The organism is Neobacillus sp. PS2-9, assembly GCF_030915525.1.
GTDB lineage: Bacteria > Bacillota > Bacilli > Bacillales > Cytobacillaceae > Neobacillus.
In genome coordinates this window covers 1839971-1856236 of the sequence record NZ_CP133269.1, presented here as the reverse complement: position 1 = coordinate 1856236, position 16266 = coordinate 1839971, and the positions used below count along the sequence as shown (strand labels likewise).

Below are 16266 nucleotides of genomic sequence, written 5' to 3'. Positions count from 1 at the left end.
TTCCGTAGAGATTAGAAAAAATATACTATGTCAGATTAATTTTAAAGTGGTCCAGAAATACCTTGCTTACGAATCATGATAAAGTGAGCTCCCATTAATCCAAGCAATGCACCAGGTAAGAAGAATACGTGGATTGCAAAGAAACGAGTTAATGTCTGAGCCCCAACGATGTGTTCATGACCTGCTAGTAGAACCTTCACATAAGTTCCAATAAATGGAGTAGCTTCAGCGATTTGAAGACCAACTTTAGTTGCAAATAACGCTTTCATATCCCATGGTAATAAATAACCTGTAAAACCTAAACCAAGCATGACGAAGAAAATAAGAACTCCGACAACCCAGTTCAATTCACGAGGCTTTTTATAGGCACCTTGGAAAAAGACGCGTAGTGTATGTAAAAACATCATGACAAGTACTAAACTTGCACCCCAGTGATGCATACCACGTACGATTTGTCCAAAAGCTACTTCATTTTGAAGATAATAAACTGATTCCCAAGCATTTTTAATGTCTGGTACATAGTACATTGTTAAAAACATACCAGATAAAATTTGAATGACAGTTACGAAGAATGTTAGACCGCCAAAGCAATAAACAAACGCTGAAAAGTGATGCGCTGGATTAACATGCTCTGGTACTTCATGGTCTGCGATATCGCGCCACAAAGGCGTAATATCTAAACGTTCATCTACCCAATCGTAAATTTTGTTTAACAATGATTACGCCTCCTTCCGTGGTTGAGCTTTTCCTAAATAAAGGTACCCATCTTTTTCTTTGTATGGATACAAATCAAGTGGTGCTAACGGTGGTGTACCTGCAATGTTTTTACCGTTTTTCTCATAACGGCCGTAATGACATGGGCAGAAGAATTGACCTGGATGTTCCTTGTCGGTATTCCAGTTAACTGTACAGCCTAGATGTTTACAAGTTGGCGATAAAGCCACAATTTTTCCATCATCACCCTTATAAACCCAAGCCGTATTCGTTACTTCTGACTCATACCAAGCATCCTTTTGCTTAAAGGTAAAGTCAACTCGAACTGGTTCTTTTGTTATTTCAGAAACTTTTTGCTTTGTTGCAATAAAGTCTCCGCCTTCTTCGGCTTTTAATACAGGATCCACAGCAAAACGAACCATTGGCATTAACATGCCGGCTGCCATGAAACCACCTACACCTGTTAATGTGTAGCTCAAAAATTGACGTCTTGAAACGCGCTCTTTACTCATGATTATCCCCCCTCTATTCACGAAGTTAAGTCCAGCGGACAATAAATTAAACACATATAAAACTAGGACATAACAATGATATATCAATCTGCAAGCAAGGTCAATATCATACTATTTTAAAAACATATAATATGAATAGTTTTACTCATTTTCATGCCATTTTTGCGTAAAAAGAACAAAAAGCTGTTTTACTTGGCTATCAATCATTTCCATTTTCTGAGAATTATTCATCTGTTCAAGCGGGAGAGTTGGCAGCCAGATTAATGAGCCATTTAGTTCTTCTTCCCGATTTCTCCAATCAATGTCGGATGTTATGTAAAACAAATGCTTAAATGATCCTTGTGAAATCGTCTTTTCCCACTCCTGTAAGGTTGTTACACTTTTTTCTCTCACCTCATTTTTAAGATAAGTAAAAGGCGGGAATAATAATATTCTTCCTGTAAACTGTCTTTCTAAATGACTTGTTAATAAAGTAATAAACTCAGCCGATGCGGCTGATTGTTTCATATCCTCTCCAACTGAAACAGCATAAAGCGGTATAATAGCAGTATCTACGTATTCCTTCGCAGTTATGTAAGTCTCTATATCTTGTGGAACCCATTTCATTTTATTTACACCAACCTTTTTGATTACTATCCATATATTATCATTATTTTTTCAACACAACAAAAGCAAAATAAAAAAAGTTTCTGTTAATCTTGTCTGTTGATTTCCTCTCCAGTCGCTTCGCTTTCCGTGGGCGTTTCGGCGAGCCTCCTCGGCGAAAAGCGCCTGCGGGGTCTCCCCTGAACCGTACTCCCACAGGAGTCTTCGCGTCTTCCGCTCCAATCAACAGGGTATAAAAATCAACAATGTTCTTTAACACAGCAAAAAAAAGAAGCATGCTTAGCGCAAACTTCCCTTTTGTTCAACAGCCATTAGTTTATTTAATTTTTCTGTTAACATTTCAAATGCCATACGATCTTGTTTGTCAAGAGCTTCATCAATCATTTGAAGTAATTTCTCACGTTGAAAACGTTTTATACTATTCTGTAGAAGTTGTTCTGCAATTACTCCATCCTTTTCATTCACTTGTAGATGTTTTGGGACGAATGGATTTTCTTCTAGAACAGCAGCATATTGATGAGCTTGATTTGAAGCATGAAAGTTTAACTGGATAAATATATCCTCATCCCGATTAAGCCGGATATCATGAAAGGATTTTTCTGCATCGGTCGTCATGACATTTTCCTTATAGAACCGAAATGGTACCTTATCTACACAGTGTGTAGACATAATCAACCCTCTTGGACAGTACTGTGCTTGCTCAACAAAATGAACCTTTTCCATTAGCTGATCGTGGCTCATTAAATAGTTTAAGATCCAAACACATTCTCTCCTCTTTAATTGGTAGTGATTTAAAAACCAGCGAATAAAGTCCTTCTTCTCGTTGACAGAAACAGGGGTTGCCATGATAGTTTCCCTCCTCTGCATAATCAGCATTCTTAGTCTTGTAATTCGGTTAATCGGTCGAGTAAATCTAAGTACTCTTCATTTGTTGGATCATCAATTAGTAGTTGTTTAAAAATTTCGGCGGCTCGGTCGTTTTTTCCTTCCTCAATTAGAAAATATCCAAAATCATGTAAAAAGGCTTCATTATTTTTAAAGAAAGTATATGCACTTTCATATTTGTCTAATGCGTATGAATATGCTTCAAGCTTCTCAAATGCAAGTGCAGAATCCCATAAAAGCTGAGGTTCTTCATCCTCAACATACTCAATCTGAGAAATGAGCTCAATAACGTCCTCATATCGTTCTTGTTGAAAAAAGAGTTTATTTAAGGTAAGAGCTGCTTCCGTAAACCCTGGATCTAATGCAAGAGACTCACGGAAAAATTCCTCTGATTCTTTTCCCTTTCCTAGCTTGATAGCTATTTTTCCACCATAAAAAAATAGTTCTTTATTAAATTCGTCTTGTTTAATTCCCTCTTTTATTGCCTCAAGGCTATTTTCTAGTTCCTCTTCCCGCTCATAGGCCTTTGCGAGATGTAAATAAAGTGAATGGTATTCTGGATCAAGGGCTTTTAGTTCATTAAATTTTTCAATGGCAGTCCGGTTGTATCCTGCCTGGAGCGCAGTAAAAGCATACCCAAACAATGTGTTAATTTCTAACTTTTCATCTAGTGCTTTATCATAATACATCAACGCATCCTCAAAAGCTCCAGAAGCGCTCAATAAGTCAGCCATTCTTTGATGTATATTGACACCTGCAATTTCGTGTTCTTCCTTTAAAACCACTTCATAAGCATTCATTGCCTTTGTTACTTCGCCTTGTTCACTAAATAGCTCTCCTAAAGCAAAATCAATGATTACTTCATTTGGCAATATTTCTTTTGCTTTTAAAAGTTTTCTTTCACATACCTCATAAAGACCCTGGATTTGATAAAGGTCTGCTAGCAATAATAATGACTGTCCAAAATTAGCATCTTGTTCTGAAATTTTTTCAAGGACTAGAATGGCTTCTTCTTCCTCTCCTGCCTCAACTAATATTTCACCCAGCAAAACAAGAAGCTCTCCCTCTTCAGGGTAAATTTTTAACAGATTCTCAATTAATGCCTTAGCTTCTTCTAGGAAACCGTATTGATACAACTCTTCTCCAAGTAAATATTTCTCTTCAGGCATGCCGCTATTTAATACAACATTATATTCAGTTAAGGCCTCATTATGTTGGCCGTTTTCTAATAAGGTAATAATTTTATTTACTCTGTCCATTGGAATAATACCTCTTCTCCCCCTTGATTTTACAAAGAAAAATAAGATGGGGTTCGCACCTTAACATGTTCTCCATTTCCAGGTTTAAATAAAACATTTCCCGCTGAACGGATCACCTTTCCTTTGTGAACTGTAACTGCAAGTCTATCACCATGATAATGAAATAAATGAAGTTCATCAACCTTCTTGATTTCTCTACCTCTTAAATACAAGTTATAGCTTAACTCGGTTCCACTCATTAGGCTAGCTTTTTGCGGATATAAACCAATTTTATTTAATAAATGTACTGTCAAGGGTTGATCTTCAATTATTTCCTCGTAGTGTGCAGGTATTTTTTCTTTTACCATGATACCTTTCCATTTCGACAAGACTACCTTTTGTTCCTTCTTTAATGTGGGAGAAATTATTGGAAAAAGTGGGCAGTTAAAAGGAAACAAGGCTTCCCTTATCCATCCCCAGGGTATTTTTTCTAATTCATCTTGATTTGTAAGTTCAACGAATATGGCTGGCACTTTATTTTTCTTACAGTTTCTAATAAAGTTTGGTGTTATAAGGCGTACAGGAATCTTCACCCCAATAATAAAATCAATCGGGCAACTTATTAAAGAGGTTTTTACTTCATTTATCTTTTCTTCTAATTCATTTTCATAAAAAACATTTGCATAGGTAAATAACGTAGTACAGCCCTTTAACAGGAATTGTTCAATCAAACATTTTTTCATCTCTGGAAAGGACCGAATATTCGGCATAGTTGAATTTAAAAGAACAAAAGTAGGGGTCATAAAAAATGGTTCAACATTCATCTTCATTAACCGATAATGAGGTAATCTACCTTGAACTGTAGTTATCCGATCTTCTGTAACTAGGATTGAACATGAAGTTAGCTGCTCGCCTTTAAGGATATTGGCATTTTCAATAATATACAAGAGCACACCACCCGCTTTTCTCTTTAAGACAAGCTATGCTCAAAATGACAAAACTATGACTTCGAGAGTATTTTCCACAAAAAAAAAGCCGCAGTAAATGCAGCTTTATTGAATAAGGTTATTTAAATGTTCAAAGAAGTTAGGGTATGAAACGGAAATAGCTTCCGGTTTCTCCAAGAGGACCTCTTCCTTACTCAGGAGGGCGGCTACAGCCAGCATCATCCCAATGCGGTGATCTCCGTGACTTGAAACAACTCCACCATGTAATTTGGACTTTCCATGGATGACCATCCCATCCTTAGTCGCCTCTATTGATGCCCCTAATTTTTTTAGTTCTTGTACCACCGTATCAATACGGTTAGTTTCTTTTACCTTTAGCTCTTCTGCATCTTTAATGATTGTGTCCCCTTCAGCCTGAGTTGCCATAAGAGCAATAATTGGAACCTCGTCAATTAATTTTGGAATCAAATCACCTTCGATGATTGTTCCCTTAAGAGATGAAGACTTGATAATTAGGTCTCCGGTAGGTTCAAACTTGTTGTCCTGATTTTCATGGATTTCTAAATCAGCACCCATTTTTTGCAATACTTCTATAATCCCTGTTCTAGTTGAATTAAGTCCAACATTTTTAAGGTGAATTTCACTCCCTGATATAATTGCCCCTGCAACTAAGAAAAAGGCAGCTGAAGAAATGTCACCAGGAACATGGATCGAAGCTGCTGTTAGCTTTTGACCACCTTTAACCGTAATTACTTTGTTATTTTTTTCGATTTCGCCACCAAATCTACGAATCATTCTTTCAGTATGGTCACGCGTTTCAGCTGGCTCAATGATCTGACTCACTCCATCCGCCTGTAAACCAGCTAGTATGAGTGCAGATTTCACCTGCGCACTTGCAACAGGGAGTGTATAGTTGATTGATTTTAAATGCCCACCACGAATAGAAAGGGGAGTATATGATCCATTATGTCTCCCATCTATTTTTGCACCCATATTTGATAATGGATTGGTTACCCTTGTCATAGGTCTTTTTCCAATTGACTCATCACCAATTAACGATGAAAAAAACGGTCTTCCCGCTAAGATACCCATTAATAATCGAATAGTCGTCCCAGAGTTGCCAACATCCAATAGCTCATTCGGCTCTGTTAACCCTTCAAAGCCATTTCCGAAGATCCGTAGTTGGTCATTACTTTCCTCAATTCTTACACCGAGTTTCCTGAAACAGGAGATGGTACTTAAACAATCATCACCGTTTAGAAAGTTCGTTACCGTTGTCACACCATGTGCAACGGAACCAAACATAACCGACCGGTGAGAGATTGATTTATCTCCAGGAATGGTTACCTCACCAAACAAACGGCCAATATCAGTCTTAAGTGTTAATGCTGCCATAAAAATCACCTTTTTAAATCATTTTTTGTTAATAACCATTGGAGGTTGCGTAGCTTGAGTAGATACCAATACATCGTTCTGCTCTTTGCCGGTCCTCATCGGATTGAAAACTTATAACTAAAACTCCATTAATGTCTTCTCTTGTTTCTAGAATTCTAATATTGGTAATACTAATGTTTTCTTTAGCTAGGTAGCCAGTTATTTCAGAAATTACGCCAGGGTAATCTGGTACATCTACAAACAAATCATAAAAGGCAGGAATAGCTCCTTTTTCCTTTTGCGGCAGACCATCACGGAATTCCTTTGCTTGCTTGAAATACTTGAAAATTGCCCCGCTATTTTCACTTTCAAGTAATGTTTTTATCCCATTCATTTCATCCTGCCATTGTTCTAACAATCTTATTAAAATTTCCCGATTATTAAGTAAAATATCTTTCCACATCTCGGGGCTACTTGAGGCGATACGAGTTATATCCCTAAATCCACCTGCAGTCAACCGGGGAATGAGACTTTCAGATTCTGATAATTTTTCTGTCTGTCTAACAATCGATGCCGCAATAATATGAGGAAAATGGCTAACAACTCCAGTAAGATAGTCATGATTTTCCGGGGATATAATTAAAAATTTTGCACTAGTCCCTTTTAACCAATTCTTCAATTGGTCTACCTTACTATTTTCAATATGCCTTTCAGGTGTTAGTAAATAAAATGCATTTTCAAATAGTATTTCTTTCGCAGCAGAAACACCACTTTTGTGAGAGCCAGCCATCGGATGTCCACCAATAAAAGTGATACCTTGCTCCTTTAAGCTAGTCGCACTTTCTACAATTTTTGTTTTTGTACTTCCTGTATCAGTCACAATGACATTAGGATTTAATGGTAACTCTGAAAGCAACTGAATAATTTGTTTCGTCTCATTAACAGGTGCAGCGATAATAATTAAATCCGCATTTATTGCACCTTCTGTAATACTTTCAGCTATCTCATCAATTACTCCCAACATTTTGGCAAGACGGGCTTGTTCGCTGTTAATATCAAATCCAATAATGGTTGCTTTATGTTCTTTTTGGATACATAAAGCTAATGAACCACCAATCAACCCTAAACCAATAACAAAAACCCGGCCTTTCATTGATTTTTCCCCCTAATATGAAAAGCGCCAGAAATGTTTACTTTTCAGCTAGAAATTCGCTTAATGCGTTTAGTACACCTTCGTTCTGATCAAAAGAGCCAACTGTAATTCTAACAGCAGTTGGGAAGCCAAGTGGCCTACCGGAACGTACGATATATCCTTTTGTTTGTAAATAATGAAAAACCTCATCCCCGTCTGTTTGACAATCAATTAGTATAAAATTGGTCTGAGAAGGGTAATAGCTAAGATCGTATTTTTCACAAAATGAATAAAATTGTTCAAGACCCTGTCTATTTTTTATTTTACAATCTTCGACAAAAACCTGGTCCTTCACTGCAGCAGCTGCTGCTAATTGCCCTAAAGTATTCACATTAAACGGTTCCCTAGCAGGTTCAAGCGCTTTGATAATCGCTGGATTCGCAACCCCATAGCCAACCCTTAAAGCAGCTAGTCCGTACACTTTAGAAAAAGTTCTTAAGACAATTAAATTTTCATATTTTCTTGTTAGATTAATGGAATCATAGTAATCATCCGCCACAACGTACTCATAGTACGCTTCATCAAGAACAACAAGAATATGTGATGGAACCCGATCAAGGAAGTTACTTAATTTATGTTCTGGTATATATGTACCTGTTGGGTTATTTGGGCTGCATACCCAAATAATATTGGTCTGCTCGTCAACAGCCTCTAGCATAGCATCTAAATCATGTTCACCTTCTAAAAGCGGGATTTCCTTAATAACGGCACCTTCAATAACAGCATTATGCTTATACTGGGAAAAGGTTGGTGTCGCCATAATCGTACTAGCATTGGAATGTAATAGTGCTCTAGAAATAATTTGAATTAGATTGTCTGAACCATTTCCTAAAATAAGTTCTTCCACACCAACATTTAAAAAAGAAGCAAGTGTCTCTCTTAAATGAGTCGCATACCCATCAGGATAGATAGCCATACTAGATTGATGGTCTTGAAGAGCAGCCATTGCCTGTTTAGAACATCCAAAAGGATTTTCATTGGATGCCAATTTTACAATCTGATCCAATTTAAACTCTTTCTTTACTGCCTCAATTGATTTTCCTGGTTGATAGGGAGTCAGTGTTAATAATTGTTCTTTCCATCTCATTTTCCCCACTCCAATCGTTTATGGTAATAACTTTCTTTTAACAGGATTCTCTTATAATGATAACCTACTGTCAAGGTCAGGCCTTAGTGATTTCGCTTCATTTAAATAGATATGCTGGATTTCTTGTTGTGATTTTGATGTATTTACATGCATCATTATTCTTATACACATGTTCAAGGAATTCTGAACTGGAATTTCGCGCATACACATAACAGGCACAAAAGTCCATCCTTGAAACCTCCGTAGTGACTTTGCTGGAAAAGCTGCATTAACATCTTCGGTTGTAGAAATGAATATAGATGCAACTGAATCGGGATGTATTTCATTCATTTCTATCATATTTGTTAGAAGCTCTTCAGTCGCAGAAACGATAGCCTCTTCCGAGTTCTCAGTAACAGTCGTAGCTCCTCTTACCCCTCTGATCATGAAAATCCCCCTTTTTATAACCTTTTTAGTTCTTCTAACAAAACCTTTTCAGATACTTCCTGTAGTTTTGGCTGACCAACTTGTTCCAATAATACAAACATATACGATTCACCAATTGACTTTTTATCCTGCTTCATTTTTCTCAGTAACTGTTCAAAGGATAAATGACTTGGCAGTTTTATATCATATCCTAGTTCTTTCACCCATTGAACAAATTCGGTTACATTAAACGATAAATTCAAAAGTTGATTGCTGAGTTTTAAGGCATACACCATTCCTATCATGACGGCTTCCCCATGGGTGAAGTTCCCATATCCCATTTCCGATTCAATCGCATGTCCTAATGTATGACCAAAATTTAAATAGGCTCGTACCCCTGTTTCTCTTTCATCCTGAGATACAAATTTATTTTTAATTCCTATACCCCTTATTAAGGAATCAGCTAATCGCTCTTGGCTAATTGATTGGATATCACGAATATTTGCTTTTAGCCAATAAAGAAAGTCAGAATCAGAAATAAGTGCATGCTTAATAACCTCAGCAAAGCCAGAGCGAATTTCTTGCACGGGAAGCGTTTTTAACCATTCCAAGTCGTAAAAAACAGCTTCTGGCTGATAAAAAGCTCCAATCATGTTTTTCCCAAGCGGATGATTAATTGCAACTTTACCACCTACCGCACTGTCATGAGCTAATATTGTAGTCGGGACTTGGATAAACGGAATCCCTCTCATGTAGGAAGCTGCAACAAAGCCTGACAAATCTCCTACTGCTCCGCCACCAAAGGAAAGAATAACAGATTTTCGGTCAAGACCGTTTTCGAGTGCTGTAGACAGAGCTTGATAATATACATCAAAGGTTTTTGCCTTTTCTCCGCTAGGAGCTATAAAAACAATAGGGTTCCATGCACTTAGAACCTTTTGTAGTTCTTGTAAATGAAGTCTGGCAACCGTTTCATCCGTAATAATTAATATTCTTGTTAGGTCAGTAAAATGTTTGAATAAAAAATCATTCAATTCTTTTCTTACACCTTCCCCAACAAAGACAGGATAACTTTTCGACTCCGTTTGAATTTGAATGGTTTCCATTAAAACTCCCTCGCATTTTCACGCTGCCTTTTAATTTCATCCATAAATGTATCAAAACGATCACTATAAAATTGTTCCACTAGCGAGTTCGCTAGCTCCCAAGCAATGACATGTTCTGCCACTACAGCAGCAGCAGGTACAGCACAGCTATCTGAACGTTCAACACTGGCAGCAAAAGGCTCTTTCGTCTCAATATCCACGCTCATTAAAGGCTTATAAAGGGTTGGGATTGGCTTCATCACACCCCTAACAACAATCGGCATTCCTGTTGTCATTCCTCCCTCAAAGCCACCCAGTCGGTTGGTCTTGCGGTAATATCCATTCTCTACATTCCAAGCAATTTCATCATGCACTTCACTCCCAGGCTTTCTTGCTGCCTCAAAGCCAATTCCAAATTCAACACCTTTAAAGGCATTGATGCTGACAATGGCACCTGCTAGCTTTGCATCTAGTTTCCGGTCATAATGAACATAACTTCCGATTCCAGCAGGCATGCCTGTGACAATAACCTCTACAACCCCACCAATTGAATCTCCATTTTTCTTTGCATTATCAATTGCAGCCATCATTTCTACTTCCACATTTGGATCTGCTACACGAACAGGTGAAAGTTCTGCTCTTTCCTTCAGTTCATCAATGGATAACGAAGAGTCAACATTGGCTGTCACTCCGCCAATTTCTACTACGTGAGCAACGACATCCACACCAACTAAGGATAACAATTTCTTTGCAACTGCACCTGCTGCCACCCTTACAGTTGTCTCACGGGCTGATGAACGTTCAAGAACATTTCTCATATCTCGGTGGCCATATTTTATTGCTCCATTTAAATCAGCATGACCTGGTCTAGCACGCGTTATTTTACGCTTAATTTCGTCTTCCTGTCCTTCAATCAAGGGTTCAGCACCCATAATATTCGTCCAGTGTTTCCAGTCATTATTCTTAACCACAAGGGCAATTGGTGAGCCAAGTGTTTGTCCATGTCGAACACCTGATACGATTTCTGCCGTATCTTTCTCGATTTGCATTCTTCTGCCACGACCATGACCTTTTTGACGTCTTGCTAGTCCCTCATTAATATCCTCAGCTAATAATGGCATCCCCGCAGGAAAGCCTTCTAAAATTGTTGTTAGTTGCGGTCCATGAGATTCTCCTGCTGTTAAGTATCTAATCCCCATTCTCTTTCCCCCTTCAACTCATTAAAGAATTATGTATCAATATAACATATCATGCTCAATAAACCTAGTATAACTATTCAGAAAATATGGAAAAATATTTTGTAATCGTATACAAAAAGGCACTCGTATAATGACTATACAAGTGCCTCTAAATTATTTAGATTAGTAAATCCATTCGTTGACTAATTTTGTGTACTCAACTACTCCAGTATCCTTAAAGAATAAGCCGATTTCACGCTCAGCACTAGTAGGAGAATCCGATCCATGAATAACATTTTTACCAACTGTTAATCCAAAGTCTCCACGGATTGTTCCAGGCGCTGCATCCTTTGGATTAGTTGATCCCATCATTTGGCGGGCAGTAGCAATTACATTTTCACCTTGCCAAACCATCGCGAAAACTGGACCAGAAGTAATAAAGTCTACTAATTCTCCGAAGAAAGGGCGCTCCTTGTGCTCACCATAATGCTCCTCCGCAAGTTCAGTAGGAATGTTCATTAACTTTGCTCCAACCAACTGGAAGCCCTTTCTTTCAAATCGTGAAACAATTTCACCGATTAAATTACGCTGTACGCCGTCAGGCTTTACCATTAAAAATGTTTTTTCCATGAATTCCACTCCTAATTAATTATGTATATTGATTGTTAGTCGAAAACAATCCATGAAAAATGTTACCATTTTTTCGAATATTGTGCAAGTTGATATAAATAGATGATTGCATTAAAACTTTCTTCTCCCAATAAACTTTGCAATATCACGAAGTGTTTTTTGTGTTTTGTTTGCGGGTAATTCTTCCAATACAGCTAAAGCTTTATCTAAGTAGCGATCACTTAGTGCGATTGATTTCTCGATAGCACCTGATTGTTTAATTAGAGAGATAATTTTAGTAATTTCGGTAGAATCCATTTCTGCATGTACCTTTAGGATTTCTTGACGAATTGCAGCATTTTCCATTGCGTAAAGTGCTGGTGCAGTGATATTTCCTTGGAGGAGGTCACTTCCTGCAGGCTTTCCAAGTTCTTTTTCTGTACCCGTAAAATCTAATATATCATCCGTTATCTGGAATGACATCCCAACGTAATAACCGAAACGATAAAGTTTTTTATGAACAGATTCTTCAACATCAGCAGCTATCGCACCTAGTTGACAACTAACAGCAATTAATAGGGCCGTTTTTCTCTTAATTCTGCGGAGATAATCTCTGAGATTTTGATTAAAACGATATTTATCTTTTATTTGCTGAATTTCCCCTACTGTCACTTCTACGATTGTATTGGCTAGTATTTTGTGGGCAGTGGGATTTTTAATATTTGTCATTAATTCTAATGCAAGAGCGAAAACAAAGTCACCTGTGTACATTGCAATTTTGTTATCCCATTTGGATTTAACGGTTGGTTGACCACGGCGAAGGTCAGCATCGTCAATCACATCATCATGAACAAGTGAAGCCATATGAATAAGTTCAAGGGCAACAGCAACGTTTTTCATCACATGTATATCATAATGTCCAAATTTACCTGCAAGCAAAACAAAAACAGGACGAATCCTTTTTCCTCCGGCTTGTAATGTATGCATAGAAGCTTGTTTGAGTAAACGAGATTCGGTTTGAATCGTCTCTTCAAGCTGTTTTTCTATTAAGTTAATATCCGAATTCAAAAATGAATACATCATTTTTAATTTCATTGTATTCACCCTGCTTTTCATCCTGTCTTCGATTTCAATCCGTTATTTTTTTTTACCAATATGAACAGCAGCTGCTCCACCACTATAAGGCTTGTATTTTACCTCGGTTAAGCCGGCTTGTTCAAACATGCGGGCAAGCTCCCTCATCCCTGGAAAATCCCTTGCTGATTCATGAAGCCACGCATATTCATTATAGCTCTTTGCGAGTAATTTACCGAACATCGGCATAATAAAACGGAAGTAAAAATAGTAAAGCTGTTTATATCCGATCAAAGTTGGCTGCGATGTTTCTAAGCAAACAACAATCCCGCCAGGTTTTACAACTCGTTGCATTTCTTTTAACACCTGAAGGTAATCAGGTACATTTCTTAAACCAAAGCCAATTGTTACATAGTCAAAACTATTATCTGGGAAAGGAAGCTCCATGGCATTACCATGAACAAGTTCAACCTGCTTTAGCCCTAGTTCTTTTACCTTTTCAACGCCTACTTTAAGCATATTTTGACTGAAATCTAAGCCAACAACTTTACCGTCAGGCCCAACAGCATCTGCTAAGGCAATCGTCCAATCAGCTGTTCCACAACAAACATCGAGTGCTTTTGAACCGGGTTGAACATTCATTTTTTTCATGGTGTCTTTGCGCCACTTGATATGCTGCTGAAAACTAATAACAGAGTTCATTTTATCGTAGTTATCAGAAATTTTCTCAAAGACATTGTGAACTCGCTGTTCTTTCGATTGCTGCATGTTTTTACCCTTCTTCCACAAAAGTTTTTGCATATGGCTTATATTCTTTTAATAACGTAGAAATTCTCGTTTCTAGCAAATCATTTAAATAAGGAAGCTGGTTTAATCCTTTTTCAATAATTTGTCTTGATAACTCAATATATTGATCACAAATCATTAGTAAATGATTTTGTTGTTCACCAGAAATCTCTTTTAATCTGTATTCATTGATTGGAAAAACAATTTTTTTCAGTGCCTCAAATAACAATGAACTTTTTGTCTGAATAAATTGGTTTTTTTCTTTTATTAATCGTTTGAATAAAAATAAATGTGCTAGGAAATCATTCCATAGCTCTACTTTAAAAACCTCTGATAGTTTCATTAGTAAAGCACTCTCAATTACTTTAATACTTGCCATTAACTTCTCAATACCATCTGATTCTTTTTGATAAACAGAGATTTTTTGTTCATTCACTTGTTTGATACCTTCAGAAAGGGCCTTAATAAGCGTTATATCATCCGAATCAGCAAGAAGCTTATAATATAGTCCGCTAAAATAATCCCCAGCTAAAACCGTTAATTGTCGGCTTTTTTCATCTTTTGAAAAGTTTGATATATGTTCATGGGTATCAAGGGCAATTTGTATAAGCATCGTTGACATGGCGTAATTTTGCATTTTGCTATAAGACAATTCGATACGATCCATGATTGAAATAAGGATAAGGAGCTTATCTTCATCTATGATGGGCGTCTCAATATGGTCGAGCAGGTATGCGTCAAAAACTTTTTTTTCGACCTGCTCTCTAATATTTGTAAATTTTCGTCGAATGTCCTGCAATTTAATCACCCTTGCTTCCCCGAAGTAATGTCTTTATGTATTCTTATTTTCTATTTAAAAAGGAAAATTCATGCCCATAAAATAAAGAAGATCCTATTCATATCTTTAAAAACAAGGCAGACACCATTATATCATAAAAGGTATCTTATGGGCAGGAATTCACAAAATAATCATTTAATCAATTTTAACTTTTCAAACACCTATTTCTTTATTTCACTTTCCACTTCACCATACTGTGTGAGAATTTGGGCATTTCCTCTAATTTTAATGGCTGAAGTATGCTCAGTGAATTGAGCAATTAGCACTTCTCCCTTGTCCAGCTTTTCTGAATGATGAAATCTAGTATCAGTGCCTCTTGTTAAGCCTATTACACTTACTCCATCTTCATTAGCCTTAATGACCACATACTCGTTATTTTGCGGATTGCGCTTTTCCACTTTCTTCACTCCAATAGTAAAAATAATTCACCTTAATATTTTATTAAGGAAAGCACTTCAGACCTAGCAATTGCATCATCAGCAAGAGTTCCACGGACAGCAGTGGTAACAGTTTTCGAGCCAGGTTTTTTTACTCCGCGCATAGTCATACACATATGCTCTGCCTCAACAACTACCATGACACCATGTGGCTCTAGTTTCTCCATCATACTATCAGCAACTGTTGAAGTGATTCGTTCTTGTAATTGAGGTCTTTTTGCAACAGCTTCAACTGCTCTAGCTAATTTACTTAATCCAGTGACGCGACCATTTTTAGGTATATATGCTACATGCGCTTTCCCATAAAAAGGCACCAAATGGTGTTCACACATAGAATAGAATGGGATATCTTTTACTAATACTAATTCTTCATGGTCTTCACTAAATATTGTTTCAAAATGTTGTTTTGGATCTTCATTTAAGCCACTAAAAACCTCTTCATACATTTTTGCCACACGCTTAGGTGTATCAAGAACACCTTCCCTGTTTGGATCATCACCAATTGCTTCTAATATTAAACGTACCGCCTCTTCAATTTGGGCACGATTTACTTGTGACATTCTAAATTCCTCCTAATGTATATCTGTTAAGTATATATGACAAATACATATTAGCACAATTTACAGTTCAAGCAAAAACAAAGTATTTCAAAAAACCTATCTTTGCGATAGATAAAAGAAAGGCTGTGTTAAAGAACAGTGTTGATATTTACACCCTGTTGATTGAAGCGGAAGGCACGAAGACTCCTGTGGGAGTATGGTTCAGGGGAGACCCCGCAGGCGCTAGCGCCGAGGAGGCTCGCCGAAACACCCACGGAAAGCGAAGTTCCTGGAGCGGAAATCAACAGGCAAGTATAACAGAGCCAAAAGAAAAAAGGCCATGGAATTTTCCATGACCTTTTTGCTTTAGCCTATTCGCTTAAAGCAATAAATTATGTAATTATTTTACTGCATCCTTAAGCGCTTTACCTGGTTTGAAAGCTGGAACTTTGCTTGCACCGATTTCGATTTCCTCACCAGTTTGTGGGTTACGACCTTTACGTGCTGCACGCTCGCGTACTTCAAAGTTTCCGAAGCCGATTAATTGTACTTTATCACCGTTTTTCAAAGCATCTAAAATCGCATCAAAAACAGCATCAACTGCTTTAGTCGCGTCCTTTTTAGAAAGCTCGCTAGCCTCAGCAACTGCATTAATAAGTTCTGTCTTGTTCATGCCTTTCACCTCCTCCCAAAGTTATCATCAAGATTCGTAAATAAGATTACTTATCTACATTTCTAAACAATTTTTCTAATTTCTATA

The 16266-nt window shown here is 37.3% G+C and carries 19 protein-coding genes; all 19 read right to left on the bottom strand.

Features of this window, described 5'->3' with window-relative positions; genetic code table 11:
• Nucleotides 1-41: 41 nt before the first annotated feature.
• Nucleotides 42-716, bottom strand: a complete 675-nt coding sequence (gene qcrB, locus RCG25_RS09260; RefSeq protein ID WP_308083387.1) for a menaquinol-cytochrome c reductase cytochrome b subunit — start codon at nt 714-716, stop codon at nt 42-44.
• 3 nt (nt 717-719) lie between these two features.
• A complete protein-coding gene (locus RCG25_RS09255; RefSeq protein WP_308083386.1) occupies nt 720-1226 on the bottom strand; it encodes a QcrA and Rieske domain-containing protein in 507 nt (168 codons plus the stop codon).
• Between the two features lie 141 nt (nt 1227-1367).
• Nucleotides 1368-1832: a YpiF family protein gene (locus tag RCG25_RS09250; RefSeq protein WP_308083385.1), complete on the bottom strand. Its 465-nt coding sequence runs from the start codon at nt 1830-1832 to the stop codon at nt 1368-1370.
• A gap of 279 nt (nt 1833-2111) precedes the next feature.
• Complete coding sequence (locus tag RCG25_RS09245) at nt 2112-2678, bottom strand: ReoY family proteolytic degradation factor (protein WP_308083384.1); 567 nt, start codon at nt 2676-2678, stop codon at nt 2112-2114.
• Nucleotides 2679-2710: 32 nt separating this feature from the next.
• Nucleotides 2711-3976 carry a tetratricopeptide repeat protein gene (locus RCG25_RS09240; protein WP_308083383.1) on the bottom strand — a complete coding sequence of 422 codons (1266 nt, stop codon included), beginning with the start codon at nt 3974-3976 and terminating at the stop codon, nt 2711-2713.
• A 29-nt stretch (nt 3977-4005) separates the two neighbouring features.
• On the bottom strand, nt 4006-4908 hold the full coding sequence (locus RCG25_RS09235; protein ID WP_308083382.1) for a hypothetical protein: 903 nt from the start codon (nt 4906-4908) through the stop codon (nt 4006-4008).
• A 99-nt stretch (nt 4909-5007) separates the two neighbouring features.
• Complete coding sequence (gene aroA / locus RCG25_RS09230) at nt 5008-6297, bottom strand: 3-phosphoshikimate 1-carboxyvinyltransferase (protein WP_308083381.1); 1290 nt, start codon at nt 6295-6297, stop codon at nt 5008-5010.
• 28 nt (nt 6298-6325) lie between these two features.
• Entirely contained in the window at nt 6326-7429 is a 1104-nt protein-coding gene (locus RCG25_RS09225; RefSeq protein WP_308083380.1) for a prephenate dehydrogenase, read from the bottom strand.
• Between the two features lie 37 nt (nt 7430-7466).
• Nucleotides 7467-8555: a histidinol-phosphate transaminase gene (gene hisC, locus RCG25_RS09220; protein ID WP_308083379.1), complete on the bottom strand. Its 1089-nt coding sequence runs from the start codon at nt 8553-8555 to the stop codon at nt 7467-7469.
• A gap of 51 nt (nt 8556-8606) precedes the next feature.
• The gene (gene aroH / locus RCG25_RS09215) at nt 8607-8981 is read right to left on the bottom strand and encodes a chorismate mutase (protein ID WP_308083378.1); all 375 of its coding nucleotides are present in this window, start codon (nt 8979-8981) and stop codon (nt 8607-8609) included.
• A 14-nt stretch (nt 8982-8995) separates the two neighbouring features.
• Complete coding sequence (gene aroB / locus RCG25_RS09210; RefSeq protein WP_308083377.1) at nt 8996-10066, bottom strand: 3-dehydroquinate synthase; 1071 nt, start codon at nt 10064-10066, stop codon at nt 8996-8998.
• Entirely contained in the window at nt 10066-11238 is a 1173-nt protein-coding gene (gene aroC / locus RCG25_RS09205) for a chorismate synthase (RefSeq protein WP_308084137.1), read from the bottom strand. Before aroC ends, aroB begins: the two co-directional genes overlap by 1 nt.
• A 168-nt stretch (nt 11239-11406) precedes the next feature.
• Nucleotides 11407-11853, bottom strand: coding sequence for a nucleoside-diphosphate kinase (gene ndk, locus RCG25_RS09200; RefSeq protein WP_308083376.1), 447 nt, complete (start codon nt 11851-11853; stop codon nt 11407-11409).
• A 111-nt stretch (nt 11854-11964) separates the two neighbouring features.
• Nucleotides 11965-12927, bottom strand: a complete 963-nt coding sequence (gene hepT, locus RCG25_RS09195) for a heptaprenyl diphosphate synthase component II (RefSeq protein ID WP_308084136.1) — start codon at nt 12925-12927, stop codon at nt 11965-11967.
• Between the two features lie 42 nt (nt 12928-12969).
• Entirely contained in the window at nt 12970-13674 is a 705-nt protein-coding gene (locus tag RCG25_RS09190; RefSeq protein ID WP_308083375.1) for a demethylmenaquinone methyltransferase, read from the bottom strand.
• Nucleotides 13675-13678: 4 nt separating this feature from the next.
• Nucleotides 13679-14500 carry a heptaprenyl diphosphate synthase component 1 gene (locus RCG25_RS09185; protein ID WP_308083374.1) on the bottom strand — a complete coding sequence of 274 codons (822 nt, stop codon included), beginning with the start codon at nt 14498-14500 and terminating at the stop codon, nt 13679-13681.
• Between the two features lie 191 nt (nt 14501-14691).
• Nucleotides 14692-14928 carry a trp RNA-binding attenuation protein MtrB gene (gene mtrB, locus RCG25_RS09180; RefSeq protein WP_308083373.1) on the bottom strand — a complete coding sequence of 79 codons (237 nt, stop codon included), beginning with the start codon at nt 14926-14928 and terminating at the stop codon, nt 14692-14694.
• Between the two features lie 32 nt (nt 14929-14960).
• Nucleotides 14961-15527 (bottom strand): GTP cyclohydrolase I FolE, encoded by a 567-nt coding sequence (gene folE / locus RCG25_RS09175; RefSeq protein WP_308083372.1) that lies wholly within the window; start codon nt 15525-15527, stop codon nt 14961-14963.
• A 379-nt stretch (nt 15528-15906) separates the two neighbouring features.
• The gene (gene hbs / locus RCG25_RS09170; protein WP_066060959.1) at nt 15907-16179 is read right to left on the bottom strand and encodes a non-specific DNA-binding protein Hbs; all 273 of its coding nucleotides are present in this window, start codon (nt 16177-16179) and stop codon (nt 15907-15909) included.
• Between the last annotated feature and the right edge of the window lie 87 nt (nt 16180-16266).